Annotated in this window: 21 protein-coding genes and 2 tRNA genes; 8 read left to right on the top strand and 15 right to left on the bottom strand. The window is 63.6% G+C overall.

Annotation, left to right across the window (positions count from 1 at the left end; translation table 11 throughout):
• Window position 1 precedes the first annotated feature (1 nt).
• The 10 genes from BN1119_RS12150 to BN1119_RS12195 all read right to left on the bottom strand — a co-directional run bounded on the left by BN1119_RS12150 (window position 2) and on the right by BN1119_RS12195 (window position 9,882).
• Window positions 2–75 (bottom strand) — tRNA-Cys (locus BN1119_RS12150).
• A 55-nt stretch (window positions 76–130) separates the two neighbouring features.
• Window positions 131–206 (bottom strand) — tRNA-Gly (locus BN1119_RS12155).
• A gap of 201 nt (window positions 207–407) precedes the next feature.
• Entirely contained in the window at window positions 408–962 is a 555-nt protein-coding gene (gene pgsA, locus BN1119_RS12160; protein WP_041998207.1) for a CDP-diacylglycerol--glycerol-3-phosphate 3-phosphatidyltransferase, read from the bottom strand.
• A gap of 168 nt (window positions 963–1,130) precedes the next feature.
• Window positions 1,131–2,984 carry an excinuclease ABC subunit UvrC gene (gene uvrC / locus BN1119_RS12165; protein WP_041998209.1) on the bottom strand — a complete coding sequence of 618 codons (1,854 nt, stop codon included), beginning with the start codon at window positions 2,982–2,984 and terminating at the stop codon, window positions 1,131–1,133.
• Window positions 2,985–3,095: 111 nt separating this feature from the next.
• Window positions 3,096–3,740: a UvrY/SirA/GacA family response regulator transcription factor gene (uvrY, locus tag BN1119_RS12170; RefSeq protein WP_041998212.1), complete on the bottom strand. Its 645-nt coding sequence runs from the start codon at window positions 3,738–3,740 to the stop codon at window positions 3,096–3,098.
• 203 nt (window positions 3,741–3,943) lie between these two features.
• Window positions 3,944–4,708, bottom strand: a complete 765-nt coding sequence (gene kdsB, locus BN1119_RS12175; protein ID WP_041998214.1) for a 3-deoxy-manno-octulosonate cytidylyltransferase — start codon at window positions 4,706–4,708, stop codon at window positions 3,944–3,946.
• On the bottom strand, window positions 4,705–4,893 hold the full coding sequence (locus tag BN1119_RS12180; protein WP_041998216.1) for a Trm112 family protein: 189 nt from the start codon (window positions 4,891–4,893) through the stop codon (window positions 4,705–4,707). Before BN1119_RS12180 ends, kdsB begins: the two co-directional genes overlap by 4 nt.
• Entirely contained in the window at window positions 4,877–5,863 is a 987-nt protein-coding gene (lpxK, locus tag BN1119_RS12185) for a tetraacyldisaccharide 4'-kinase (protein ID WP_041998218.1), read from the bottom strand. Before lpxK ends, BN1119_RS12180 begins: the two co-directional genes overlap by 17 nt.
• Window positions 5,863–7,641: a lipid A ABC transporter ATP-binding protein/permease MsbA gene (gene msbA / locus BN1119_RS12190; RefSeq protein WP_041998220.1), complete on the bottom strand. Its 1,779-nt coding sequence runs from the start codon at window positions 7,639–7,641 to the stop codon at window positions 5,863–5,865. Before msbA ends, lpxK begins: the two co-directional genes overlap by 1 nt.
• Window positions 7,642–7,671: 30 nt before the next feature.
• A complete protein-coding gene (locus tag BN1119_RS12195) occupies window positions 7,672–9,882 on the bottom strand; it encodes a DNA internalization-related competence protein ComEC/Rec2 (RefSeq protein WP_167335475.1) in 2,211 nt (736 codons plus the stop codon).
• Between the two features lie 27 nt (window positions 9,883–9,909).
• Here BN1119_RS12195 and BN1119_RS12200 point away from each other — a divergent pair, with 27 nt between their 5' ends.
• The 3 genes from BN1119_RS12200 to BN1119_RS12210 all read left to right on the top strand — a co-directional run bounded on the left by BN1119_RS12200 (window position 9,910) and on the right by BN1119_RS12210 (window position 12,540).
• Entirely contained in the window at window positions 9,910–10,425 is a 516-nt protein-coding gene (locus BN1119_RS12200; RefSeq protein WP_041998224.1) for a DUF2062 domain-containing protein, read from the top strand.
• Window positions 10,422–10,910, top strand: a complete 489-nt coding sequence (locus BN1119_RS12205; RefSeq protein WP_041998226.1) for a DUF2062 domain-containing protein — start codon at window positions 10,422–10,424, stop codon at window positions 10,908–10,910. The genes BN1119_RS12200 and BN1119_RS12205 overlap by 4 nt, the downstream gene beginning before the upstream one ends.
• A 100-nt stretch (window positions 10,911–11,010) precedes the next feature.
• Window positions 11,011–12,540: a helicase HerA-like domain-containing protein gene (locus BN1119_RS12210; RefSeq protein WP_041998228.1), complete on the top strand. Its 1,530-nt coding sequence runs from the start codon at window positions 11,011–11,013 to the stop codon at window positions 12,538–12,540.
• A gap of 88 nt (window positions 12,541–12,628) precedes the next feature.
• Here BN1119_RS12210 and BN1119_RS12215 read toward each other — a convergent pair whose 3' ends face one another.
• The 3 genes from BN1119_RS12215 to BN1119_RS12225 form a co-directional block, all read right to left on the bottom strand.
• Window positions 12,629–13,819 carry an amino acid aminotransferase gene (locus BN1119_RS12215; protein WP_041998229.1) on the bottom strand — a complete coding sequence of 397 codons (1,191 nt, stop codon included), beginning with the start codon at window positions 13,817–13,819 and terminating at the stop codon, window positions 12,629–12,631.
• 140 nt (window positions 13,820–13,959) lie between these two features.
• Window positions 13,960–14,901, bottom strand: coding sequence for a hypothetical protein (locus BN1119_RS12220; RefSeq protein ID WP_041998232.1), 942 nt, complete (start codon window positions 14,899–14,901; stop codon window positions 13,960–13,962).
• 189 nt (window positions 14,902–15,090) lie between these two features.
• The gene (locus tag BN1119_RS12225) at window positions 15,091–16,197 is read right to left on the bottom strand and encodes a porin (RefSeq protein ID WP_041998234.1); all 1,107 of its coding nucleotides are present in this window, start codon (window positions 16,195–16,197) and stop codon (window positions 15,091–15,093) included.
• A 380-nt stretch (window positions 16,198–16,577) separates the two neighbouring features.
• On the opposite strand from BN1119_RS12225, the gene dinG reads away from it, so the two are divergent.
• The 3 genes from dinG (at window position 16,578) to BN1119_RS12240 (ending at window position 20,449) form a co-directional block, all read left to right on the top strand.
• Window positions 16,578–18,650 carry an ATP-dependent DNA helicase DinG gene (gene dinG, locus BN1119_RS12230; protein ID WP_041998236.1) on the top strand — a complete coding sequence of 691 codons (2,073 nt, stop codon included), beginning with the start codon at window positions 16,578–16,580 and terminating at the stop codon, window positions 18,648–18,650.
• A 153-nt stretch (window positions 18,651–18,803) separates the two neighbouring features.
• Window positions 18,804–19,463, top strand: a complete 660-nt coding sequence (locus BN1119_RS12235) for a YccT family protein (RefSeq protein WP_041998237.1) — start codon at window positions 18,804–18,806, stop codon at window positions 19,461–19,463.
• A gap of 89 nt (window positions 19,464–19,552) precedes the next feature.
• Window positions 19,553–20,449, top strand: a complete 897-nt coding sequence (locus tag BN1119_RS12240) for a histone deacetylase family protein (RefSeq protein ID WP_041998239.1) — start codon at window positions 19,553–19,555, stop codon at window positions 20,447–20,449.
• Window positions 20,450–20,578: 129 nt separating this feature from the next.
• Here BN1119_RS12240 and BN1119_RS12245 read toward each other — a convergent pair whose 3' ends face one another.
• Window positions 20,579–21,727: an MFS transporter gene (locus tag BN1119_RS12245; RefSeq protein WP_041998241.1), complete on the bottom strand. Its 1,149-nt coding sequence runs from the start codon at window positions 21,725–21,727 to the stop codon at window positions 20,579–20,581.
• Window positions 21,728–22,089: 362 nt separating this feature from the next.
• Entirely contained in the window at window positions 22,090–23,040 is a 951-nt protein-coding gene (gene ylqF, locus BN1119_RS12250) for a ribosome biogenesis GTPase YlqF (protein ID WP_041998243.1), read from the bottom strand.
• Between the two features lie 243 nt (window positions 23,041–23,283).
• On the opposite strand from ylqF, the gene BN1119_RS12255 reads away from it, so the two are divergent.
• Together BN1119_RS12255 and BN1119_RS12260 are read left to right on the top strand one after the other, a co-directional pair.
• Window positions 23,284–24,693 (top strand): alkaline phosphatase, encoded by a 1,410-nt coding sequence (locus BN1119_RS12255; protein ID WP_041998245.1) that lies wholly within the window; start codon window positions 23,284–23,286, stop codon window positions 24,691–24,693.
• A gap of 12 nt (window positions 24,694–24,705) precedes the next feature.
• Complete coding sequence (locus BN1119_RS12260; RefSeq protein WP_167335476.1) at window positions 24,706–26,091, top strand: alkaline phosphatase; 1,386 nt, start codon at window positions 24,706–24,708, stop codon at window positions 26,089–26,091.
• Window positions 26,092–26,181: the final 90 nt, after the last annotated feature.

Here is a 26,181-nt window from a genome sequence, read left to right on the forward strand (position 1 = left end):
ATGGAGGCACGTTCCGGAGTCGAACCGGACTAAACGGATTTGCAATCCGCTGCATAACCGCTTTGCTAACGCGCCATGCAAAAAAGAGACTTGATACTCTCTCTTTCACTGCTCTGAACGAGCAAGAAACTGGAGCGGGAAACGAGACTCGAACTCGCGACCCCGACCTTGGCAAGGTCGTGCTCTACCAACTGAGCTATTCCCGCATTGGTCCGGCTGAGTGCCTGACTACGAGGACGCATTCTAGCGATGCTGGCCCGTCAGTCAACCCAAATTATTTAATACTCTGATCGTTCGACCGTTTTTTATGCTTTTTGTCTTTTTTCAGCGCTTGTTGCCCATCTGGCAAAGCAACCTGGGAAACCGTCACTCTTGCCCTCGCCCCGGTTCGAGCGAGGGCTCTCCCCTCAGAAGCGGGAATGGTAGCTCAGATCGCCCCAGGCCGCGCGCAGATACTGGAACATGGACCAGAAGGTGAGCACTGTGGCCACGTAGAGCAGCAGGTAGGAGCACCACACCATCCAGATGTCGTATTGCCAGATGAGGCCGGTGAGCGAGGCCATCTGGATCATGGTCTTCCATTTGCCAATCCAGCTCACCGCCACGGCGGAACGCTTGCCAAGCTCCGCCATCCATTCGCGCAAGGCGGAGATGATGATCTCGCGCCCTATCATGGTCATGGCGGGGATGGTGACCCAGACGGTGTTGTAGTGCTCGACGATGACCACAAGGGCGGCAGCCACCATGATCTTGTCGGCAACCGGATCGAGGAAGGCGCCAAAGGCGGTGGACTGGTTCAGCTTGCGGGCGAGGTAGCCATCGAACCAGTCGGTGGCGGCGGCCAGGAAGAAGACGATGGCCGCGGCCAGATAGGACCACTGGTAGGGCAGATAGAACAGGACGACGAAGACGGGGATCAGCAATATCCGGAAAAACGTCAGTAAATTAGGAATATTTGTCATTATTTTCAGCCACTTCTTGTATACCGCTAGATGGTAGCCCCAGCCTGGTTGGCGTTGCAACCGGGCTGGCACCCGCCTTGGTTCATGAATCCATCAATAATCCTCAAAAGCCCGGGCATTATGGCATTTCGGCCCCCTCCCCGTCACGGCCCTTGTGCGGCAAAGCCCTCAATGACCGTGCAGGGACTCGAAGATGTGCTGGGCCAGCTCCTGGCTGATGCCGGGTACCCGGGCCAGCTCGTCCACGCTCGCCTTCTTGACCTCCTGCAGGCCGCCCAGGTATTTGAGCAGGGCCTGGCGACGCTTGGGCCCGACCCCCTGGATCTCTTCCAGGCTGCTGCTGGTGCGGGCCTTCGCCCGTCTCGCGCGGTGACCCGTGATGGCGAAGCGGTGGGATTCGTCGCGAATGTGCTGGATGAGGTGCAGGGCCGGCATGTCCGCCGGCAGGTGCATCTCTTCGTGACTCTCACCCATGATGAGCGTCTCCAGCCCCGCCTTGCGGGTTACCCCCTTGGCGATGCCCACCAGCAGCGGATGCTTGCCGCCGAGGAACTCCAGCTGGCGCGCCAGTATCTCCTCGGCGCGGCGCAACTGGCCGAGGCCGCCGTCGATGAAGAGCACGTCCGGCACCTTGTCCGGGGTCTGCTGCTTGCCAAAGCGGCGGGCCAGCGCCTGCTCCATGGCGGCGTAGTCATCGCCGCCCGTGATCCCCTCGATGTTGAAGCGGCGATACTCGGCGCTGAAGGGCCCCTCCCGGTTGAACACCACACACGAAGCCACGGTGCGCTCCCCCATGGTGTGGGAGATGTCGAAACACTCCATGCGGGTGATGGGGGTGTCGAGCTCCAGCAGCTCCTCGAGCTGGGCCAGGCGGGCCGCCATGGTGCTCTTGTGGGCCAGGCGCGAGCGCAGCGCACTCTCGGCATTGATGGCGGCAAGCTTGATGAAGCGGGCCCGCTCGGCCCGGGTGCGACTCTGCACCCGCACCTTGTAACCTGCGGTCTGGCTCAGGGTGTCGGCGATGACGCTCTCATCTTCGAGCGCCACGTCCAGCAGCACCTCGCTCGGGATCTGCCGGCCCCCCTGGCCCGACAGGTAGAACTGCAGCAGGAAGGATTGCACCACCTCGTCGAGCGGGGTATCGGCGGGGACTTTCGGGAAGTAGCTGCGCGAGCCCAGCACCTTGCCCTGGCGGATGAAGAGCACATGGATGCAGGCGGTGCCCTGTTCGAACGCCACGCCGACCACGTCCAGTTCGTCCAGCACGTTGCCGCTCACCGACTGCTGCTCGGTGACCTTGCGCAGCGCCAGGATCTGATCCCGGTAGCGGGCCGCCTCCTCGAAGCGCAGATCGCCGCTGGCAGACTCCATCTTGCCCACCAGCTCCCCTATCACCTGCTGGTTCTTGCCCGCCAGAAACAGTCGGGCCAGCTCCACCTGCTGGGCATACTCGGCCTCGCTCACCAGCCCGGCCACACAGGGCCCGGCACAGCGCTTGAGCTGATAGAGCAGGCAGGGGCGACTGCGGTTGGCATAGACGGCGTCCTCGCACTGGCGCACCGGGAAGATCTTCTGCATCAGGTGCAGGCTCTCGCGCACCGCCCCGCCCGAGGGATAAGGACCGAAGTAGTCCCCCTTTATCTTGCGGGCGCCACGATGGACGCCGATGCGGGGATGCTGATGGGCGGTGATGATGATCCAGGGATAGGACTTGTCGTCCCGCAGCAACACGTTGTAGCGCGGCTGGTACTGCTTGATGAGGTTGTGCTCGAGGATCAGCGCCTCTGTCTCGGTGTGGGTCACCGTCACCTGGATGTCGGCTATCTGGCGCACCAGGGTACGGGTCTTGATGCTGTCGACGTGGGTGCGAAAGTAGGAGGCGAGCCGTTTCTTCAGATCCTTGGCCTTGCCCACATAGATGACGGTGCCGCCGCTGTCGTACATGCGGTAGACGCCGCTCTGGTGGCTGACGGCACTCAAGAAGGCTTTGCTGTCAAAAAGGGGCTCGGGGGAGAGGGTCATCGGCAACTCGACTCAACGGATGAATGCAAAAAGACGGGGAGATCATACTGCGCTCGCTGCTTGAAAAGCAAAAGGCGGCACAGGCCGCCTTTGATGGCTTCGCGATACCGTCTACAGGGTATCCGCATCCAGCATGCCATAGCGAATGGCCAGATGGGTCAGTTCCACATCCCCATTGATGTCCAGCTTGCTGAACAGGCGATAGCGGTAGCTGTTGACCGTCTTCGGACTCAGATTGAGCTGCTCGGAGATCTCGTTCACCTTCTGCCCCTTGGTGATCATCATCATGATCTGCAGCTCACGCTCGGAGAGGGACTTGAAGGGGTTCTCATCCGCCGACGCGAACTGGCTCAGGGCCATCTGCTGGGCGATCTCGGGGGAGATGTAACGCTGGCCCGAGTGCACCAGGCGAATGGCGTGGATCATCTCTTCCGGGGCGGCGCCCTTGGTCAGGTAACCGGCGGCGCCCGCCTGCATCACCTTGGTCGGGAAGGGATTTTCAGAATGAATGGTCAGCACTATGATGCGCACATCGGGGCGCAGCCGCAGGATCTTGCGGGTCGCCTCCAGCCCGCCGATGCCAGGCATGTTCATGTCCATCAGGATCACATCCGGGTGATGTTGACGGCAGAAGGTGACAGCCAATTCGCCACTCTGTGCCTCGCCCACCACCTTGATACCACGGACGTCTTCCAGAATGCGTCTTATCCCTGTACGCACCAACTCATGATCATCGACCAGGAATACATTTATCACCCAAACACCCCGTTTCTTATCTCGTTATGTGCCAGTTAGGGTTAACACGGCGTCTTGCATCATAACCAAACTGATCGATTTGGCAAATCATGGCGGGGAAAAGTTTGAAACAGCTTATAAATAAGCTTATTAATCAACAAATTATATAGAATTTAAATAAAAAACGGCGTCCTGAGACGCCGTTTTGACCGGATCCATCGCCATCAGGGGCGCGCCAGCAGGGCCCGCACCTTGTCGAGATCGGCCTGGGTATCCACCCCGACCGGGGGGGCCGCCAGGGCCTGGGCGACGTGGATCTTCTCCCCGTACCAGAGCACCCGCAACTGCTCGAGACACTCCACCTGCTCGAGCTGGCTCGGCGCCCAGGTCACATAACGCTCGATGAAGCCGGCGCGATAGGCATAGATGCCGATGTGACGCTGGAACCAGGGGCCTATCTGCTCGCGGGAGACGGCGAAGCTGTCCCGCTCCCAGGGGATGGGGGCGCGGCTGAAGTAGAGGGCATAGCCATCCTTGTCGGTCACCACCTTGACCGCATTGGGGTTGAACGCCTCTTCCGCATCCAGGATGGGCACCGACAGGGTGGCCATGGGGGCGCTGGCCGCCGCCAGGTTGTCCGCCACCTGGCGGATGATGGCGGGAGGGATCAGGGGCTCATCCCCTTGCACGTTCACTATGATGGTATCGCTGGCGAAGCCGTAGTGACGGCACACCTCGGCCAGACGCTCGGTACCGGACTGGTGATCCGGTGAGGTCATGCACACTTCGGCGCCGCTCGTCGCCGCAAACGGCGCCAGGGCCGCGCGCACCCGCTCGTCGTCGGTGGCGACGATGACCCGATCCGCGCCCGATTGCAGGGCCTTCTCCACCACGTGCTGCACCATGGGCCGACCCGCGATGTCGGCAAGGGGCTTGCCCGGCAGGCGGGTCGAGGCGTAGCGAGCCGGAATGACCACCACGAAGCTCATGAGGGCAGCTCGTCGCTGGTCAAGGCACGGGCCCGGTTCTCAAGCAGTACCGGTATCCCCTCCTCCAGCGGATAGGCCAGTTTGTCGAAGCGGCAGATGAGCTCGCCCGCTTCCTTGTGGTATTGCAGTTTGCCCTTGCAGACGGGGCAGGCAATGATGTCGAGCAGCTTAATGTCCAGTGCCAAAACGAGACTCCTTCAGGGATTGCAACAGGGTGTCGAGCAGTGCCTGGGGCAGCTCGGCACTGACCGGCAGATACCACCAATCGGGCTGCGCGAAGGCGCGGCACTTGACGGCATCTTTCTCAGTCATTAACAGGGGACGATCGGCGAAGCGGGCGATCAGCTCGTCGCGATCGAAGGGGTGATGATCCGCATAACCCTGAGCCTGGCGCAGCCGGTAGCCCAGTTCCCTCAGGGTCGCAAAGAAACGGGGGGGATGACCTATGCCGGCGAGGGCATCCACCTCGGGCCCGATGGGCGCCTCGGCGATGGCGTCGTCCAGCACACGGCGCGGCGCGGCCGCCACCAGCGTCATGGCATATTCCCCAGGGCCGGGCTCGCCGCCGTTGCAGAGCACGGCATCGACCCCGGCGAGCCGGGAGAGAGGCTCGCGCAGCGGCCCCATGGGCAGCAGGCAGCGGTTGCCGAAGCGGCGCACACCATCCACCACCACCAGCTCGATGTCTCGCGCCAGGGCATAGTGCTGCAGGCCATCGTCTGTGATGATGATGTCGACCTCGCCACTGGCCTCCAGCAGGCGCACCGCCTCGCTTCGCACCGGCGCCACCACCACGGGACAGCGGCAGCGGTTGAAGATGAGCACGGGCTCATCGCCGGCCTCGGCCGTGGTGCTGGCCTCATCGAGACGATAGGGGTAAACGGGCGCCTTGCCGCCATAGCCGCGGCTCACCACCCCGGGACGCCAACCCCTGGCCTGCAGCTGTTCCACCAGCCAGACCACGACCGGGGTCTTGCCATTGCCACCCACAGAGAGGTTGCCCACCACGGCCACCGGCAGGCTGGCACGATAGGCCTGCAGCCAGCCCCGGCGATAGGCCAGGCGGCGCAGGCCGCTGATGAGACCAAACAGCAGGGCGAAGGGAGCCAGCCACCAGCGCCAGCCACTCTGACCGTACCAGATACGCTCCAGCATCAAGCCGGGTCGCTCACGGGGGCATGATCCGGGTGGCCAAACTGGATGGCCCTCAGCTGGGCATAAGTGCCCCCCTGTGCCATCAGGGTGCCATGGTCGCCACGCTCGACGATGCGTCCCTCATCGATCACCAGGATCTCGTCCGCCTTCTCGATGGTGGAGAGGCGGTGGGCGATGACCAGGGAGGTACGGGCCTTGCACAGCTCGTCGATGGCCGCCTGGATGTGGCGCTCGGACTCGGTATCCAGGGCCGAGGTGGCTTCGTCCAGCAACAGCACGGGGGCATCGCGCAGCATGGCGCGGGCGATGGCGATCCGCTGGCGCTGACCGCCGGACAGGGAGGCGCCATTCTCCCCCACCAGGGTGTCGTAGCCGTCGCTCATCTTGCTGACGAACTCATCGGCATGGGCCACGATGGCGGCATGGCGGATCTGCTCGCGATCGTAGCGATCCTCGGCGGCGTAGGCGATGTTGCTGGCGACCGTGTCGTTGAACAGGTGCACCTGCTGGGAGACCAGGGCGAACTGCTTGCGCAGCTCGCTCAGGCGGTACTCGCGGATGTTGACCCCGTCGAGCAGTATCTCCCCCTCGTCGATGTCGTAGAAACGGGTCAAGAGGCTCGCGATGGTGCTCTTGCCGGAGCCGGAGCGCCCCACCAGGGCCACGGACTTGCCCGCCTCGACCTTGAAGCTGACGTTGTGCAGCGCCGGGGTCTGCTTGGTCGGATAGGTGAAAGTGACGTTGCGAAACTCGATCTCGCCCCGGGCCCTGTCCAGGGTGCGGGTGCCCGTGTCCTGTTCGGGGGCGCTGTCGAGCAGGCCAAACAGGCTCTGGCAGGCGGTGATCCCTTTCTGGAACTGGTTGTTGATGTCGGTCAGGCTTTTCAGCGGCTTGAGCAGCATCATCATGGAGGTGATCATGACGGTGAAGGTACCCGCGGTCAGGGTCTCGCGCACCCCGTCGATGGTCGCCACATAGAGGAACACCGCCAGGGCGATGGAGGCCACCGTCTGCACCACTGGGGTGCCGATGGCATTGGCCGCCACCATCTTCATGTTCTGCTGGCGCATGTGGTTGCTGACCCGGAAGAAGCGCTTGGACTCCACCTCCTGGCCACCGAACATCAGCACCTCCTTGTGACCCTTGAGCATCTGCTCGGTGGAGGTGGTGATATTGCCCATCGCCTTCTGGATCTGGCGACTGATGGTACGGAAACGGCGGCTGATGAAGCTGATCAGTACCCCCACCACTGGGCCCACCACCAGGAAGATGATGGAGAGCTGCCAGGAGTGCCAGAACATCAGGCCAAGCAGGCCGATGACGGTCGCCCCTTCCCGCACGATGGAGACCAGGGTGGAGCTGGCGGCAGAGGAGACCTGGCTCGCGTCATAGGTCACCTTGGAGAGCAGGGCGCCGGTATTTTGCCGGTCGAAGAAGCTCATGGGCATGGCCATCAGGTGGTTGAACACCTCCTGTTGCAGCTTGAGCACCACATGGTTGCCGACCCAGGCCATGCAGAAGTTGGAGAGGAAGGTGGCGACGCCGCGCAGGGCGACGATGCCCAGCACGAAGAAGGGCATCCAGGTCAGCACCGTCTTGTCGTTGCCATTGATGCCCTGATCGATGAGGGGCTTGATGGAATAGACGAAGGTGGTATCGACTGCCGCGTAACCCAGCATGCCGATGATGCCGCCGACCAGGCCCAGCTTGCGATCGCGGACATAGCCGAGCAACCGCTTGAACACAGGCCAGCTCTCTTGAGAGGTATCTTGTTGCATGAATCGCCGTTATAAATGGGAAATGACGGGCTATTCTAGCCAAAGCTGCGGTTTCCACCAAGCGCCGGCGCGTCTATACCAGGGGCCGGTCTCCCGCTCGGCCCGAACAACAAATCCATTTGACCCCACATCAAAGCGGATGGCCCCCGACACCCCGGTCTGCCACTGGCTGGGCGCCGAGGGTACCTGATCATAACGGGCGACCACCTCGGGGCGGGGAAATCCCCATCGATTCAGGAAGCCCGCGCTGTGCACCACCCCCCTTGGCGCCACCGCGGCGACAAAACCCGGCGTCGAGGAGGTCTTGCTGCCGTGGTGCGGGCTGATCAGCAAGGTGCTCCGCAGCCCCTCCCCCTCCAGCGCCAGCAGGCGCGCCTCGGCCTCTTTCTCGATGTCGGCCGCCAGCAGCACGCTCACCCGGCCATCGCTGATGTGGAGCACGCAGCCATCGTTGTTGCGCCCGCCGCCGCTGCGCTCTGGCCAGAGCATGCGCAGGGACAGCCCTTGCCACTGCCACGTCTGGCCACGCCGGCACAACTGGGTACTGGAAGAAAAGGGGTAGGAGGAGATCTCCCGGGCCGTGGGCAGGGCCGCCAGCAGGGCCTCACGGTTGCCCGCATGGTCCCTGTCCCTGTGGCTCAGGATCAGCATGTCCAGCTCGGCGATGGCGAGGCGGCGCAGCAGAGGCAGGATGACCGCATCGGCCATGTTGTAACCACCGGGATAACGGTCACCGGTGTCATAGAGGAGGGCCCTCTCCCCCCGGGTCACCAGCACCGCCAACCCCTGCCCCACATCCAGCACCCGCACCTGCCAGCGGGGGGGCGCCGGCCAGCAGGCCAGCAGCGCCACCGCGAGCAGGGGCAGTCCCAGCCAGCGTCCGGCGGGCAGGCGCCAGGCGAGCCAGATCAGCAACAACAGGGCACTGGCGGGCAGGGCCCAGCCCGGCAGCGGCCACCAGAGCGACCACTGACTGTCGAGCCAGGCAAGGGCCCCCAGCAACTGGCCGAGGGCGCCATCGGCCAGCCAGAGCAGGCCGTGCCCCAGGGGAAGGGAGAAGAGACTCGCCAGCACACCGAGCAGGGCCAGGGGAATGATGAAGAGGCAAAAGAGCGGCAGGGCCAGCAGGTTGATGAGCAGGGCCAGGGGCGCCACCCCCTCGAACAGGGCCAGTTGCAGCGGCAACAGGCCGAGCAGCAAGATCCCCTGCAACCGCAGCAGGCTGGGGCGCCCGTACAGATAGCTGGCTCCCATCAGCAACGCCACCGCCAGGAAGGAGAGCCAGAAACCGGCGGCAAACAGCGCAAAGGGATCCCAGAGCACGATGGCGACAAAGGCCAGCAGCCAGATGCGATAGGGGGGCCAATCCCGGCGCCAGAGCCGCAGCAGACTCCAGATCAGCACCATGATCAGGGCGCGCTCGGTCGCCACCGCGAACCCCGCCAGCCAACTGTAGGTGGCGGCAAACAGCAGGGAGACCAGCAGGGCTCCGCGCTGCCCGGCAAGGCGCCCCAGCCACCAGCCCAGCACGGCCACCAGGGCGATGTGCTGCCCCGAGATGGCGATGATGTGGCTCAGTCCGGCGCCGCGAAACAGATCCCACTGGCGATCCGTGATCCCCCCCTGCTCGCCGAAGGTGAGGGCCGCCAGCAGCGGTGCCTGGGTCAACCCCTGCCAGGCCTCGCCGGCCCGGGTCAGCCACCGCGCCCGCAAGCCCGGGGGCGCGGGCGCCACCTCGATGATCCGCCTCAGATTGCCGGTGGCGCTGATCCCCTTGCCCAGCAGCTGGCGCCTGCCATCCATGCCCGCCTCGTTCGCCAGGCCGTGGGCCGGTTTGAGGGAGGTCACCAGGGTCAGGGTCGAGCCCGCCGTCAGCGCGGGCAACGTCTGGTAAGCATTGATGCGCACCAGAGGGGAGAGGGGCAGGCTGGCGCCGTTCAGTGTGATGATCCTGAGCCGCAGCCGCGTAAATTTATCGTCTTGAGGCTCTGCACTTTGCAGCTGTGCGGTTATGATGTGGCTCGCCTGCTCACCCAGGGCGTCCAGCCAGGAGAGCCGAGCCTGCATGTTGAGCTGCATCCAGAGGATACCCAGCACCAGAAACAGCAGCCGCCAGGCACGCATATAACAGAAGGGGATCAGCAAGGACAGCCATAATCCCCCCCATTGGAATGAAGGCAACCATGGCCAGAGCAGACAAGAGCTTGCCCCCAGGGCAAACGACAAGAGACGCAGATCCATGGAGCAAGTATTTAGCAAGGTTTCATTATGCCCAAACATCTCATTAAACGCTGGATGCCGGATCATAAAACGCTCAAGGAACACAAGCACTTACGCCTTTTTGGCGACCTGTTGCTCGATGGCAACCTCTGGCACCTGAATCGCCGATCCGCCGCCGGCGCCTTCGCCGTCGGCCTCTTCATGGCCTGGATCCCCGTCCCCTTCCAGATGCTGCTGGCCGCTGGCGGCGCCATCTTCTGCCGGGTCAATCTGCCGCTGTCGGTTGCCCTGGTCTGGCTCACCAATCCCATCACCATGCCGCCGCTGTTTTACGCCGCCTATGTGGTGGGCTGCCACCTGCTCGGTCGCCCTCATCAACACGTGGAGATAGAGTTTACCTGGACCTGGCTGGTTTCGGTGTTCGAGACCATAGCCCCGCCTCTGTTGCTGGGTTCCCTGGTGCTGGCCATCATCAGCTCCGTCACCGGTTATGTGGTGGTGCGCAGCCTGTGGCGCCTGAGCATAGTGCGCCAATGGCGCAATCGGGGTGCGGGCAAGTCATGATCCCCCCTTGGCGCAGCCGACTGCGGCTGACCCCGGAGCAGCTGCGCCAGCAGAAATGGTTCTCCCTGTTTGGCGATCGCCTGCTCGCCCCGGCGCTGTGGCAATCCAGCCCCCGCGCCCTCTGCGGCGCCTGCGCCGCCGGCCTGTTCGCCGCCTGGATCCCCCTGCCCATGCACAGCCTGGTCGCCGTCGGCCTGGCGCTGCTGTTTGGCTTCAACCTGCCCCTGGCCCTGCTGGCGGTCTGGTTCAACAACCCCCTCACCCTGCCCCTGATGTATCTGTGGGCCTATCGCACCGGTTGTGTCCTCCTCCACCAGACTCCCCTCCCCTTCCATCCCGAGTGGTCTCTAGCCTGGTTCGAGCAGGAGGCGCAGAGCCTGCTGCCCCCTTTTCTGCTCGGCAGCCTGCTGCTCGGCCTGCTCAGCGCCTTGCTGGGAGCCCTGATCTGCGCCCTGATCGTGCGCTGCTGGCCCCGCGTCCGCTGATCACTGCCCGCCTCCCCCACGCCCTTGTCAGCGGGCGGCCTTGACGCCACACTGAGTACAATCAATCAGTTGCTATCCGAACCCGTCGCAAGGAGTCCCCATGGCCCATCCCATCATCCTCGCCTATGCCGGCAACGATCCTCTCTCGCTGCTCCCCGCCAAGGCCAACCGCCACGGCCTCATCACGGGGGCGACCGGGACCGGCAAGACGGTCACCCTGCAGGTGATGGCGGAAGGCTTCTCCAATCTGGGGGTCCCCGTCTTTCTGGCCGATGTGAAAGGGGATCTGAGCGGCCTGGGCGCCCCGGGTGCCTCTTCGGCCAAGCTGGAGGAGCGCCTCGGCCAGATGGGCATTGAGGCCCCCGCCTTTTGCGCCAGTCCCGTGGTGTTCTGGGATCTCTATGGCGAGCAGGGCCACCCGGTGCGCGCCACCATCTCCGACATGGGCCCCCTGCTGCTCTCCCGCCTGCTCGGTCTCAACGACACCCAGAGCGGCGTGCTGGAGCTGGTGTTCAAGGTGGCGGACGACGAGGGGCTCTTGCTGCTCGATCTCAAGGACCTGCGCGCCATGGTGCAGTTTGTCGGGGAACACGCCAAGACCCTCACCACCCGCTACGGCAATGTCTCCAGCGCCTCGGTGGGGGCCATACTGCGCAACCTGCTGACCCTGGAGCGGGCCGGGGCCGATCACTTCTTCGGCGAGCCCATGCTCGACATCCAGGATCTGCTGCAGACCGACGAGCAGGGGCGCGGCCACATCAACATACTGGCGGCAGACAAGCTGACCCAGTCGAGCCGGCTCTACGCCTGCTTCCTGCTCTGGCTGCTCTCCGAGCTGTTCGAGCAGCTGCCCGAGGTGGGGGATCCGGACAAGCCCAAGCTGGTGTTCTTCTTCGACGAGGCCCACCTGCTGTTCAACGACACCCCCAAGGCGCTGCTGGAGAAGATAGAGCTGGTGGTGCGCCTCATCCGCTCCAAGGGGGTGGGGGTCTACTTCGTCACCCAGAGTCCGGCGGACATTCCCGCCAGCGTGCTGGGCCAGCTGGGCAACCGGGTGCAGCATGCGTTACGCGCCTTCACCCCCCAGGATCAGAAGGCGGTGCGCATCGCCGCCGACACCCTGAGGGCCAATCCGGCCTTCGACGCCGCCGGCGTCATCACAGAACTTGGTGTCGGCGAGGCCCTGGTCTCCACCCTGGACGAGAAGGGGCGCCCGAACGTGGTAGAGCGGGCCCTGATGGCCCCCCCCGCCAGCCGGATAGGCCCCCTCTCGGTGGCCGAGCGTCAGGCCCTGATCCAGGGGTCCCTGCTGTTTGGCCAATACGAGCAGATCCAGGACAGGGAGTCCGCCTTCGAACGGCTGCAAGGAGCACCAGACGCGGACCAGGACGCTCCCGCCGCCCCGGGCAAGGGTGCCAGGGGCAGCACACAGGCGGAGGATGAGGGCGGCCTGCTTGGATCCCTCAGTGAGATACTGTTCGGTCGCACCGGCCCCAGGGGCGGCCAGCATGATGGGGTGGTGCAGACGGCGGCCAAGAGCGTGGCCCGCACCCTGGGCAGCGAGGTGGGGCGTCAGCTGGTGCGCGGGGTGCTCGGCTCCCTGCTCGGCGGCAGCAAGCGCCGCCGCTAGGGTGAGAGACCATATGAAGAGGGGCCCGCCATGGCGGGCCCCTCGCATTTCAGGGCTGGACGCGGCAGGCCGCGCCAGGCAACCGGGCTCAGAGCACCTTGGCGATGGCCTCGCACAGGGGATCTATGTTGGCATGGGTGATCCCCGCCACGCTGATGCGGCCAGACCCCACGATATAGATGCCGAACTCCTGCTTGAGCCGCTCCACCTGGGCCTTGTCCAGCCCGGAGAAGGAGAACATGCCGTTCTGCTCGCGAATGAAACCGAAGTCCTGGGCCACGCCCAGGGCCGCCAGCTTCTCCACCAGCAGCTCGCGCATCTCGCGAATGCGTACCCGCATCTCTGCCACCTCGTTCACCCACTCGGCGTACAGCGCAGGATCCTGCACTATGGTGGTCACCACGGCGGCGCCATGGGAAGGGGGGTTGGAGTAGTTGGCACGGATCACCGTCTTGACCTGGGTAAAGGCCACGTCGGCTATCGCCTTGCTGGCACACACCAGGGTGAAGGCGCCGACCCGCTCGTTGTAGAGGCCGAAGTTCTTGGAAAACGAGCTGGCCACCAGCAACTCGTCATGGCAGGCGGCGAAGATGCGCAGCCCCTCGGCATCTTCCTCGATGCCACGGGCAAAGCCCTGATAGGCGAAGTCGAACAGCGGCAACCAGCCGGCGGCCACGCTCTGCTCGGCCAGGGCCTGCCACTGCTCCCGGGTGGGGTCGATGCCGGTCGGGTTGTGACAGCAACCATGGAGCAGCACCAGATCCCCCGCCTTCGCCTCACAGAGGGATGCCTGCATGGCGGCAAAATCCAGTCCCTTGCTGGCCGGATCATAGTACTTGTACCACTTCACCTCGAGGCCGGCGGCCTGGAAGACGCTGACGTGGTTGGCCCAGGTCGGATCCGAAATCCAGACGGTCTTGCTGAGGTTGTTGCGCGCCACGAACTCGGCGGCGATGCGCAGGGCACCCGTGCCCCCCGGAGCCTGGGCGGTCTTGACCCGGCCGCTGTTGATGAGCTCGGCGCCCTTGCCAAACAGCAATTGCTGCACGATGGCGCCGTAGGCGGCCGTGCCTTCGATACCGAGGTAGTTCTTGCTCAGCTCATCGCCGAGCAGGCGCTGTTCTGCCTTCTTGACACTGCGCAGAATAGGAGTGGCACCAGATTCATCCTTGTAGATCCCGACCCCGAGATTGATCTTGTCGGTACGAGGATCGGCGCGGAAGGCTTCGGTCAGGCCCAGAATCGGATCCGCTGGGGCGGCAACAACCTTTTCAAACATGGTTTTCCCTGTGTTCCATTGATTTTATGGGGGGGCGTCCTGGATGGTAAACACCGCGCCCCTTGGGCGGCGCGGCGCCTTCCTTTATACCACCCGTCATCTTGTGGGAAAACCGCTTTTTCGCCTCCCGTTTCACCGGGTCAACCGAGCGCCTGCCACGTCAGCGCCAGGGCCATCACCTCGGCCCCCAGCCCTTGCTGCGCGGCGATCAGAGGGTGACAGGCGCGGCACAGTGCCTGGGGCAGCTGACTCGGCTCCCAGCCGCGATGATCGGCCAGCGAAGTGGCATAGGTCGCCATGAAAGGCGCCAGATCCCGGGGCAACCACCAGCTGGCGGGGCGAGCGAAACGCGCCGCCAGGGCCTGCACCCGGGCGGCGCCGGCGGGGTCCAGATCCGTCACATGATGCCAGCTCACCCCGGGGGGCAAGGCGGCCAGCAAGGGCGCGAGCAGATGAAGCGCCTCGCACGGAGCCCACGCCAGCAGGGCATCGTCGGGCAGGGCCAGCTCGGCGAACACCCCGAGGCACTCGGTGGTGATGAGGCGGGCAGGCTCATCGCCGGGCCAGATCAGCTTGCCAAGCCCGGTCAGGCTGCGCTCGGGCAGGCTCACCTCCCCGAGGGTCTGCAACCAGGGGCCGGCATCGAGCAGCTGTCCCCCTTGCAGAAACAGGCTGAAGGGGCGACTTGCCCTCAGCCTGAGTGCGGCATCGGCGCACAGCCCTACCCCCTTGTCTTCGAAATCGATCTGCTCGGCCGCGCTGAAGGGCTGCCCCCCCTTGCGATAGAGGGCGGCGAGCACATCCCGATTGACCCTCTCCTTGAGCTGCCAGCCCTGGCCGTGGATCCACTCCTCCGGACTCGGCGGGGCGCAGGCCAGGCTGGCCAGGGTCAGCTCCCGCTGCAGGTAGCGCCGTCCCGCCGGGGTGAGCTCGACCTGCTGGCCGCCAAGGGAGTGAAGCAGTTGATTGTCACGGAGCAGGGCGACCAGGGGCTGAAGGTTACGATCGCGCACCCGCACCCGCGCTTGCGCCAGCAGCTCTCTTGCGAATGCCTGCCATGCAGGATGAGTGAAATCAATCAAGGCCCGCTCCTTCCCTGTCGGGGCAACAAGCTGATTAATCTAACGAATATCGATGGCGATACCAAGCCGATGAGGTTGGCAATGTGATGCGGCGCAGGCCGCCAGGGGCAGGGCAGAAAAGCAAAACGGCCAAGCAAGCTTGGCCGTTTCATCAACTCTTTCAAACTTCCCTACGAGAGGGAGGCGTGATTAGAAGTTGTATTGCAGGGCAACAGTCCACTCGTCGTCCAGGTTGTCGATACCCTGGATCTTGTACTCGGTGTAGGCCTTGAACTTGGAAGTGAAGTTGTACTGAACGCCCAGCAGGGTTTCGTCAACTTGATCTTCGTAGCTGCTGTCGTTGGCCTTGGTTTCGGTGAAGTTGTAGCCAGCCAGGAAGGTCCAGGCGTCTACGTTGTAGGAAGCAGCCAGCTCGTAGCCACGGCCCTTGCCATCCCAACCGGTGTTGTCGTTGTCAACTTTACCCTGGGTGTACATACCGGCGAAGTAGAAGCCGTTGATGGCGTAGTTGGCACCGATGGCCCACTCGTCCTTGTCACCCTTGTCACCGGTGGATTTGTTTTCCAGCTCGGAGGTGGAGTAGGCGGCGTCGAAGCCCAGACCGAAGTCGAAGTCGTAACCGGCAGCGGCTGCGAAGCCGTAGTTGCGCTTCACAGACGGACCAAACAGGTCGGTCTCTTTGATGCCACCACCGACGTCGGTCACTTTCACAGCAACGTCATCGTTGGTCTGGTAGGACAGCTTGCCGGAGAAACCGCCGAAGCTGTTGGAGTAGATGACCTGGCCTTCCTGACGACCGTCGTAGAAGTTACCTACGTCACCCCATTCGTTGAAGATATCGGTCGCTTCCAGAGCGTCGTAGAAAGCGGTGTCGGTCTGACCGAAGATGATCTTACCGTACTGGCTGCCGTCCAGACCTACGTAGATGTGACGGGAGTTGAATTTGTTGTCGGAGTTCTCGGCAGAAACCTGCCACTCGGTCTTGGCGATACCAGACCAGGTGTCGTTCAGGGCGACTTTACCGGACCAACCCAGACGGGAAGAACCAACCAGCTCGCCATCAACATCTTCGTAACCACCGGCAGAACCGGGAACGAAAACGGTGGTGCCAGTTTTGCTGTCGAATTTATAGGAGTCGTCAGTACCGTCAACGGCTTTGTTGTGGTCGCCGTAATAGTTAGCCTGAACACGGCCGTAAACGTCAAAAGTCACACCGTCTTTGTCATAGATGACAGCTGCGTTAGCGGCGGATGCGAACAGAGCCGGGATAGCAATAGCCAGAATTGTCTTTTTCATAGTTTCCAATGCCTACTGTAATTAAACACTAAGTTGTTGTTATTCCCTGTGTTAGCGATGTTCTTTGCATCACTATGGGGCCCGAGACTAGCACCGGGTTTTGCAATCCGCAATGAAAAAACTTGGAACTTTCTGGCGGATCCATAGTCATAGGGGAAAAAATGTGATCCTCCTCTCATCTCTTTCCCCCTGCCAAGGGAAAACGTTTACAGCGAAAAACGCTGCTTTTTTATGCTCGCTGAGGGGAGTCGTCCATCCCCCAACCGCTGTGTTGGCATATTTGGCGGCGGCCATGGCAAGGGGGTCTCATCCCTGCCTCGACCCGGGCGCCGGGTTGCGGGTATCCTGTCACCCCAACCCCAGCCATGATCTGCCAATCCATGTTATCGACCCGTCTCAAAGCCAGTATTCGCGCCACCTATCGCCAGATAGCCGACGGCCTGCCCGGCTTTGTGCCCCGCAGGGAGCAGAACTTCCTGGTGGCCGAGATAGCCAAGACCCTCACCGGGGAGTACGACAGGTCTCGCCGCATCCTGGTGGCCGAGGCGGGCACCGGGATAGGCAAATCCCTCTCCTATGCCCAGGGCGCCATCCCGGTGGCGCGGCTCACCCAGAAGAAGCTCATCATCTCCACCGCCACTGTGGCGTTGCAAGAGCAGCTGATCCACAAGGATCTGCCCTTCTATCATCGCCACAGCGAGCTGCCGTTTCGCTTCATGCTGGTCAAGGGGCGCCAGCGTTACTGCTGCGAACACCTGCTGGAGCAGGCGGCCAGCGGCGCCGACATGAGCAACTTCGAGTTCGACTTCGAGGCCTTGAGCAAACACAAGCCAAGTGCCGGAGATCAGCGCCTCTACCAGGCTCTGTGGCAGGCCTACACCGACGGCAAGTGGGACGGAGACAGGGACAACTGGCCAGACCCCATTCCGGATCCGGGCTGGCTGCGCATCGCCGCCGACCGCCACACCTGCAACAAGGCGCTGAGTCACCATCAGCACTGCCCGTTTCATCGCGCCAGGAACGACATGGAGGCGGCCGATGTGCTGGTGGTCAATCATGCCCTGCTGCTCTCCGACCTCACCATGGGAGGGGGCATCATTCTGCCGAGCCCGGACGAGTGCCTCTATGTGCTCGACGAGGCCCATCACCTGCCCACCATAGCCCGGGATCACGGCGCCGCCAGCGCCAACATCAAGGGATCCCGCCGCTGGCTGGAGAAGCTGGCCCAGAGCAGCGGCAAGCTGGCCCGGGCCCTCAACAAGGAGAGCCTGCTCGATCCCCAGCTCAAGCTGCAAGACGCGCTCGCTTCCCTGCAACCGGATCTCAAGGCCCTCGAGCAGTGGCTCGCCGCCCACGAGGGCTTGCTGAGTCCGGAGGGACAGCACAGGTTCGAGGGCGGGATACTGCCCGATCCGCTGCCCATGCTGGCCGAAAACCTGAAAGAGGCGAGCAAGAAGGCGTTGCGGGCGCTGGACCGGATGCAGGGCGCCATCGGCGAGGCCCTCAAAGATGGCGAGATCCGCCGCAAGGAGGCCGAACCCCTGCTGGCCGAAACCGGCTTTCACCTGCAGCGACTGGAGAGTTTCACCGCCCTGTGGGAGATGCTGGGTCGCCATGTCCCCGAGGGCAAGACCCCCCTGGCCCGCTGGATGGTCAGAGGCGAGGATGGGGACACCTGGCTGCACGCCTCCCCCATCGAGGTCGGCTATCTGCTGGAGGAGTGGCTCTGGTCCCGCTGCATCGGCGCCGTGCTGGTCTCGGCCACCCTCACCGCCCTCTCCTCTTTCAGCTACTTTCGCCATCAGGTGGGGCTCAAGGAGCACGACGGCACCCGCTATCTGCGCCTGCGCTCCCCCTTCGATTACCACAAGGCCGAGCTCTATCTGCCAAAAATGACCCATGAACCGAGCGCCCCCGGCTTTACCCAGGAGCTGATCGATACCCTGCCTCGGCTGGTGGCCGGCAAGGAGGCGAGCCTGGTGCTGTTTTCCTCCTACCGGCAGATGAACGAGGTCGCCCAGGGGGTGAGGGCCAAGGGGCTCTCTTTGCTGGTGCAGGGGGAGGCGTCTCGCCATGCCCTGCTGACCCTGCACAAGCAGAAATGCGACGGCGGCCAGGCCAGCATCTTGTTCGGCACCGGCAGCTTCTCGGAAGGGCTGGACCTGCCCGGCCATTACCTCACCAACCTGGTGATCACCAAGCTCCCGTTCGCGGTGCCCAACTCCCCGGTGGAAGAGGCGACCGCCGAATGGGTCGAGCAGCGCGGTGGCAACCCCTTCCTCCAGCTGACGGTGCCGGAGGCGTCCCGCAAGCTGATCCAGGCCTGCGGCCGTCTCATCCGCAAGGAGACGGATCTGGGCCGGGTGACCATTCTCGATCGCCGCCTGCTCACCAAGCGTTACGGCAAGGGGCTGCTCGATGCCCTGCCGCCCTTCACCCGCCGCATCGAGTGACAGCGGCCGCCCTCGCTATTGAGAAACAGAGGAATAGAGGAGGTCCGGCCCGGGCTCGAATCGGCGCCCCTTGGCTATTGCCGCCCACGGCCAAACCTGTAAAAATGGCCCCTGTTTTCAGCAGGCCATCGCCTGACTGTTCAAGGAGAAGAAATGAAACTGACTGTTCTGGTGCCGGCTCTGGCTGGTCTGTTGTGGGCCGGCAGCGCCCTGGCCAATGTCCAATTGGAAGTCACCCCACCCTATGTGGTGCAGTTGATCGATGGCGCATCTATGAGTCCCAAGCTGCTCGACAAATCCAACAGCTTCCCGCTTGAGGCGGGGGATCATCAGCTGGTGGTCGCCTTCGAAGGCAACTACTCCAGCCGCAGCGACACCAAGTTCGTGACCGCAGAGCCCCTGGTCATCAACTTCACCGCCGAAGACAACCAGCGCCTGACCCTGGACTACAAGAAGCCGCGCAACGAAGCCGAAGCGCAGCAGTTCGTCAAGACCCAGCAAGTGGTACTCAAGGACAAGGTGAGCGGTCAGCCCGTCAAGAGCGAGCAGTTCGTGCTGCCCAAGGTTGAAGGGTTCCAACTGACCCGTGACTATCAGCAGGAGCTGATCGCCATGGGCAAGGCCTTCAACCAGCCGACCACGGTCGCCGTCTCCACCGCCGCCGTCATGGCCGCCGCCAGCGCCCCTGTCCAGGTGGCCCCGAGCAAAGCCCTGAGCAACCCGGAAGCCCTGACCCAGCTGCAAAGCTGGTACAACAAGGCTGACGCAGAGACGCGCAAAGCCTTCCAGATCTGGGTGATCCAGCAGCAATAAGGGCGCAGCGCGTCGCTTTATGCAAAAATAGCTTTATGAAAAAAGGGGAGCCTGGCTTCCCTTTTTCATATCAGTTCAGGCCGATAGCCATGTCCCTGCGCATCTTCTACCACCCCCATTACTCCTCCCTGACGCTGCCCGAGCGTCACCGCTTCCCCCTGGCCAAGTACCAGGCGCTCTACCAGCACCTGGCAGCACTGGGCTATCCGCTGGCAGAGGCCCCCGCCGCGAGCCGCGAGCAGATCACACGGGTCCACGACGCCGACTATGTGGCAGCCGCCCTTGCCGGCACCCTGGATGAGGGTGCCATCCGCAGACTCGGCTTCCCCTGGTCGCCCATGCTGATTGAGCGCACCTTGCGCTCGGTCGGGGCCACCCTGGCCGCCAGCCGCCACGCCCTCGAACAGGGCTGCGGCCTGCAGATCTCCGGCGGCTATCACCACGCCCATCGGGACTTTGGCAGCGGCTTCTGCCTGTTCAACGATCTGGTGATCGCGGCCAGGGCCTGCCTCGACGAGGGGCGCTGCGAGCAGGTGCTCATCGTGGATCTCGATGTTCATCAAGGGGATGGCAGCGCCGCCCTGTGCATGGGAAGCCGGGACATCATCACCCTCTCCCTGCACGGCGAGCACAACTTCCCCCACCACAAGCCCGCCTCCCACCTGGACTTTGCCCTGCCAAGCGGCATGGAGGACGACGCCTACCTCGAGACCCTGGCCCAGGCGCTCTCTCTGGCGCTGCGCCTCTACCGCCCCGACCTCATCCTCTATCAGGCCGGGGTCGACGTGCACCAGGCCGACGAGCTCGGCTACCTCTCCCTGAGCGACGCCGGGGTGCGCCAGCGGGACGCCATGGTGTTTGACTGTGCGATAAGCCACGGCCTGCCCATCGCCGCCGTCCCGGGGGGCGGTTATCGCCGTGACTGGCGGCAGTTGATCCCGTTGCACCTCTCCCTGTTCGAAGAGGCGAAAAAACGCCATGGCTAGCGCCTTCCCCCTCGCCAGCCCCAGATAACAACAAGGCGGCCCCGGGGCCGCCTTGTTGTTATCTGGCACCATCAGGCCATCGAAGCCCATCACCAGAGGCCCGTCAGGACATGGGCCTTCGCCTGTTCATCAGACATGGGCCACCGGCGTCGGATGTTCCCCCATGGGGCGCCGCAGCATCAGCAGATAGATGAAGGAGACACTGGCGATCATGATAAACAGCAGATGGTCCGAGTAGTGTTGCATCAAGAGCGCGGTATAGGCAGGGCCGAGCAGGCTGCCCAGGGTGTAGCTCAGCAGCAGCGCCTGATTCATCGCCACCAGTTGATGTTGCTCGACCTTCTCGCAGGCCCAGGCCATGGCCACCGGATAGAGGGTAAAACCGGCTGCGCCCAGGATGAAGAGCGCCGGGCCCATCCCGACGGCGCCGAGCATCGCCAAGGCGCCCAGAATGACCACCAGCACCTGCATCCGCAGTACCGGCAAGCGGCCGAACCTGTCCGCCAGACGGCCGGCAGGCCACTGCCCCAGGATCCCGGCGCTCACCATCACCGCCATCCAGTAGCCGATACCGGCATCACTGACCCCCTGATGGTTCAGGTAGAGCGGCATCAGACCATAGAGCGATCCCAACACTATGCCGGAGATGATGCAGCCATTGACCCCAAGGCGTGCCTGACGCAGGCGCAGCATGGACCACACCCGGGTTTCCCCCTGCCCCTCCCCCTGCACGTTGGCAATCCGGGTGAACAGCAGCGGCAGGATGGCGGCCGCGACCAGGCCAGTCACCCAGGGCAGCACATCCATCAGACCGGTCGGCAACGTGCTGACCAGCAGTTGCCCGAGCACAGTCCCCAGGTAATAGACCATCATGTAGGCGGCGAGCAGGCGCCCCCGGTTGCGCGCGTTGCCGCTGCACATCAGCGCACTCTCCACCACCACCCAGATCATGGCGCAGCCGATGCCTGCGATGAAGCGCCAGCCGAGCCAGCTCCAGAACCCCAGGGTGAGTCCTAGTCCGACACAGGCGGCGGCAAAGAGGGCTGACGCCAGGTAGTAGCTGCGGTTGAACCCGGCGCGCCTGATCAGCGCTCCCGCCAGCAGGGTCCCCAGCAGGTTGCCGAAAAAATAGGCGGAGCCGACCATGCCCACCTGCCAGGTCGGCAGCTTGTCATGGGCGAGCCAGAGCGGCACCAGGGTATTCAACACTGCGATGGCCAAGGTCAACAGCAGCAGGCCACAGAGCAATGACAGCACTGGCCGGGAGTATGTGGTCATGGATAAAACCGTGGGGAGAGTCAAAATGCGAGCGCATCATGCCACCGCCAAAGCCATTGTCAATCGGCGCTGAACGAACCGCTGCCAGGTTTTGCTTGGCACAGCCCTGGCGCCGCGGTACTGCCCCCTGCAACGCCTGCCCGGCAGCAGGATGAAGGCACTGACCAAGCGGGTCTTGGACTGGCAAGTGCAGGACCTGGTTGAGATCTTTATCCCGCTGTGAGCGACGTCATCAAGGTGACCCGGGGCTTCTCTCCCTCTTCTATGGATACGCGACTCTTTTGCCTTGCCCCGGCCATCAAGGCCATAACAGAAGAGGCGACCCCGGGGTCGCCTCTTCTTGATGCCTGGCACAATGCCGGTTATTTCTGACGCTTTTTGGCGTACTTGCGACGGGCCCGCGCCTGGCGCTCCTCTTCCCGCTCGGCCTTCTCCCTGGCCTTCTGCTCCGCCTCTTCGGCCGCCGCCACTATCTCCTCGCTCACCATCTCCGGGGTCTCCAGAGTGATGCGGCCAAGCAGGCCTGAGCGGAACTCGTTGACCAGGATCTCCGAGGCCTTGTGCAGATCCGCCAGGCCCCCCTTGCGCACGAAGGCGCGCTGGCGGGCGATGAGCTCCAGCAGCTCGATCTCGGTCTCGGGCAGATCGCTAATCTGATAGCGGGCCTTGATGCGCTCCGGGTAGGCCTTGATGAAATAATCGGCGGCGAACATGGCGATGTCGGCGTAGTCGAAGACGGTGTCCTTGATGGCCGCTGTGATGGCCAGCCGGTAGCCGCAGGAAGGGGGGTTGAGCTTGGGCCAGAGGAAGCCAGGGGTATCGGTCAGGATGACGTTGTTGTCGAGCTTGATCCGCTGCTGGGACTTGGTCACCCCCGCCTCGTTGCCGGTCCGGGCTATGGTACGCCCCGCCAGGGTATTGATCAGGGTGGACTTGCCCACGTTGGGGATGCCCATGATCATGGCGCGCACCCCGCGCAGGTCGAAGTTGCGCTCCGGCAGCATCTGGTGGCACAGGGTCAGCAGGCTCTTGATCTCGTCGGGCTGCTGCTGGGTCAGGGGCAGCGCCTTGATCCCCTTCTCCTGCTCCATGTGGGCCACCCAACGCGCCGTGATCTCGGGATCGGCGAGATCCGCCTTGTTGAGCACCTTGATGACGGGGGTGTCACCCCGTAATTCCGGCACCAGGGGGTTCTCGCTGGAGAAGGGGATCCGGGCATCGAGCATCTCTATGATGACATCGACCTGGGGCATGACCTCGGCGATCTCTTTACGGGCCTTGTGCATGTGACCGGGGAACCAGTTAATCGACATTCTCTCTCACCTTCTCTGCTCGGAACGGGGCGCATTTTACCTGCTTTTCCCCACATTGACAGACTCTTGTCTCACCGGGGGCCACTCTCCCTCCCATCGGCGCCCCCTGACACGACACCACAATATTAACCACATGATTGATAAACGGATTTTCCACCGGTTTAACACTAGTGTCATCTGGGTTCATTCAAACCGTCATCTTGACTCCTTAGCCTTCACCTCGGTTTTACAAGGAGCGAACCCATGAAAAAAATGACGGGAATGGCACTCATGATCAGTGCCGCCCTGGCCGCCGGCTGCCATTCCAGCAACGACGACAACAGCAGCAGTGACAAGGGCGAGGCCAACACCCGCGCCAAGAACGTGATCTTCTTCCTCGGCGATGGCATGGGGATCAACACCCTGACCGCCGCCCGCATCTACGGGGTGGGCGAGGAGGGGGAGCTCACCATGGACACATTGCCAGAGACGGCGTTCATCAAGACTTTCTCCCACGATGCCCAGGTGACCGACTCGGCGCCTTCCATGGCGGCCTACATGACGGGGGTCAAGAGCAACAACGGCGTCATCAGCATGGATGGCGAGGCAACCCAGCAGGACGACTGCAGCAAGAGTGCCGGCAAGCCGGTCACCACCCTGCTGGAGCTGGCCAAGGCCGATGGCCGCGGCACCGGCGTGGTCACCACCACCCGCATCACCCACGCCACCCCGGCCGATACCTATGCCCACCTCTGCAACCGGGATCTGGAAGCGGACATCGCCGTGCAGCTGGTGCCGGGCGGCACCGGCTACAACCCTGCCCTCAAGGATGGCATCGACGTGGTGCTCGGCGGCGGCAGCAGCTTCTTCCTGCCCACCGCCGACAAGGGCAAGCGGGAGGATGGCCGCAACCTCATCGAGGAGATGAAGGGCCAGGGCTACCAGTTCGCCAGCACCCTGGGCGAGTTGCAGGGAGCCGAGGCCGGCAAGCCGCTGCTGGGTCTGTTTGGCGCCAGCCACATGAAGTACGAGCTCGACAGGCCCGCCAGCGAGCCCTCCCTCACCGACATGACCCTGGCCGCCATCAAGCAGCTCAAGGACAAGGAGCAGGGCTACTTCCTGATGGTGGAAGGGGGGCGCATCGACCACGCCCTGCATGACACCAATGCCAAGCGCGCCCTGCAAGACACCCTGGCCTTCGACAACGCCATCCAGGCCGCCATCCTTGAGGTGAAGAAAACCGATCCCGAGCTGAAACACACCCTGATAGTGGTGACCGCCGACCATGACCATACGCTGGTGCTGAACGGTTATGCCAAGCGCACCGGCAAGACCACGGACAGCAACCCCGGGGTGCTGGGGCTGGCGAAGAACTATGTCAGCGGCGACAACCTGCTCGACAGCGACGGCATGCCCTACACCATCATCGGCTTTGGCAACGGCTACAACCGGGTCGACGGTTCCCGGGCCAGCGTGGCACCGCTGGACGATGCCACCGTCTCCGCCGACGACTATCACCAGGAGGTGGTGGTCAAGGTGGGTGAACTCGGCAGCGAGACCCACGGCGGCACCGATGTGTTCCTCGGTGCCATCGGTCAGGGAGCGGATGCTTTCCATGGCTCTCTGGATAACACCGCCGTGTTCGGCAAGATCAAGGCTGCGGCCCAGCTCTAAGGAATGGCACCCATGAAGACTCGATTCAAGACCTCACAGATCTGCACCGCCCTGACCCTGGCCACCCTGACCCTGGCCTCCCAGGCCCAGGCCAGCGACGCCAAGAACGTCATCCTCTTCATCGGCGACGGCATGGGCCCCACCGTGCTCACCGCCACCCGGCTGTTCAAGGTGGGAGAAGAGGGCAATCTGGAGATGATGAAACTGCCGCGCACGGCCCGCATCAAGACCTTCTCGAACGATGCCCAGACCACGGACTCGGCCCCCTCCATGGCGGCCTACACCACGGGCGTCAAGATGAACAACGAAGTGATCGCCATGAGCAGCGACACCCAGGCTGTCGCGCCGTCCAAGGACGCCAACGGCAACAAGGGCATCAACAACTGCAGCACCGACAACGGCACCCCTGTGCCCACCCTCCTCGAGCTGGCCAAGGCGGCGGGCAAGTCGGTGGGGGCCGTCACCACCACCGAGCTGACCCACGCCACCCCGGCGGCGACCTATTCCCATATCTGCCACCGGGATGCCGCCTACGCCATCGCGGCCCAGGCGGTGCCGGGCGGCGCCGGGTTCAACAGCGCGCTGGGGGACGGGGTGGACGTGCTGATGGGTGGGGGTGCCAACCACTGGACCCCTTACGACAGCGCCAGCAACAAGGGAGGCCGGGCCGATGGCCGTGACCTCACCGCAGAGCTCGGTGCCAAGGGCTATCAATACGTCACCACCCAAAGCGATCTCGCCAAGGTCGAGAGCGGCAAGGTGCTGGGCCTGTTCAGTGCCAAGTCCCACCTCGACTACGAGCTGGACCGCGTCGCCAAGGGCGCCGCCAATACCCAGCCGTCCCTGTCCGAGATGACGGCCAAAGCCATCGATCTGCTCAGCCAGAACGGTCAGGGTTACTTCCTGATGGTGGAAGGGGGCCGCATCGACCATGCACTCCATGGCACCAATGCCAAGCGGGCCCTCACCGATGCGGTCGCCCTGGACGACGCGGTCAAGACGGCCCTGGGCAAGGTCGATTTGAACGAGACCCTGATCGTGGTCACCGCCGACCATGACCACACCATGACCATCAACGGCTATGCCGCCAAGGGCAATCCCGTGCTGGATCTGGTGAAAAATGGCGACGGCTCGACCCAGACCGACGTGGATGGCAAGCCCTTCACCACGCTGGTGTTCGGCAATGGTCCGAACCGGGCCGATGTGCGCCCCACCCTCACCAGCACAGAAGTGATGGCGGATGACTACCTGCAGGAGACCGGCATCAAGCTCGGCTCCGAGACCCATGGCGGCGGCGATGTCATGCTGTTTGCCGATGGCGCCGGCAGCAGCCGCTTCAAGGGTACCCTGGATAACACCCGGGTATTTGGCAAGATAAAAGAGGCTCTGGGCCTCTGACGCGCCCCCAGGGAGAGGATCCCGGGCCGGGGCCCTCTCCTCCCTTTCTATTCCTGCCGGGCGAGCCCCGGCAGACCAGCCCAGACAGAG

The sequence above is a fragment of the Aeromonas bivalvium genome (assembly GCF_000819765.1).
GTDB lineage: Bacteria > Pseudomonadota > Gammaproteobacteria > Enterobacterales > Aeromonadaceae > Aeromonas > Aeromonas bivalvium.

Coding starts and splice junctions, on each gene's coding strand:
- pgsA (WP_041998207.1), bottom strand. CDS start 962: ATGACAAATATTCCTAATTTACTGACGTTTTTCCGGATATTGCTGATC.
- uvrC (WP_041998209.1), bottom strand. CDS start 2,984: ATGACCCTCTCCCCCGAGCCCCTTTTTGACAGCAAAGCCTTCTTGAGT.
- kdsB (WP_041998214.1), bottom strand. CDS start 4,708: ATGAGCTTCGTGGTGGTCATTCCGGCTCGCTACGCCTCGACCCGCCTG.
- lpxK (WP_041998218.1), bottom strand. CDS start 5,863: ATGCTGGAGCGTATCTGGTACGGTCAGAGTGGCTGGCGCTGGTGGCTG.
- msbA (WP_041998220.1), bottom strand. CDS start 7,641: ATGCAACAAGATACCTCTCAAGAGAGCTGGCCTGTGTTCAAGCGGTTG.
- BN1119_RS12195 (WP_167335475.1), bottom strand. CDS start 9,882: ATGGATCTGCGTCTCTTGTCGTTTGCCCTGGGGGCAAGCTCTTGTCTG.
- BN1119_RS12200 (WP_041998224.1), top strand. CDS start 9,910: ATGCCCAAACATCTCATTAAACGCTGGATGCCGGATCATAAAACGCTC.
- BN1119_RS12205 (WP_041998226.1), top strand. CDS start 10,422: ATGATCCCCCCTTGGCGCAGCCGACTGCGGCTGACCCCGGAGCAGCTG.
- BN1119_RS12210 (WP_041998228.1), top strand. CDS start 11,011: ATGGCCCATCCCATCATCCTCGCCTATGCCGGCAACGATCCTCTCTCG.
- BN1119_RS12215 (WP_041998229.1), bottom strand. CDS start 13,819: ATGTTTGAAAAGGTTGTTGCCGCCCCAGCGGATCCGATTCTGGGCCTG.
- BN1119_RS12225 (WP_041998234.1), bottom strand. CDS start 16,197: ATGAAAAAGACAATTCTGGCTATTGCTATCCCGGCTCTGTTCGCATCC.
- dinG (WP_041998236.1), top strand. CDS start 16,578: ATGTTATCGACCCGTCTCAAAGCCAGTATTCGCGCCACCTATCGCCAG.
- BN1119_RS12235 (WP_041998237.1), top strand. CDS start 18,804: ATGAAACTGACTGTTCTGGTGCCGGCTCTGGCTGGTCTGTTGTGGGCC.
- BN1119_RS12240 (WP_041998239.1), top strand. CDS start 19,553: ATGTCCCTGCGCATCTTCTACCACCCCCATTACTCCTCCCTGACGCTG.
- BN1119_RS12245 (WP_041998241.1), bottom strand. CDS start 21,727: ATGACCACATACTCCCGGCCAGTGCTGTCATTGCTCTGTGGCCTGCTG.
- ylqF (WP_041998243.1), bottom strand. CDS start 23,040: ATGTCGATTAACTGGTTCCCCGGTCACATGCACAAGGCCCGTAAAGAG.
- BN1119_RS12255 (WP_041998245.1), top strand. CDS start 23,284: ATGAAAAAAATGACGGGAATGGCACTCATGATCAGTGCCGCCCTGGCC.
- BN1119_RS12260 (WP_167335476.1), top strand. CDS start 24,706: ATGAAGACTCGATTCAAGACCTCACAGATCTGCACCGCCCTGACCCTG.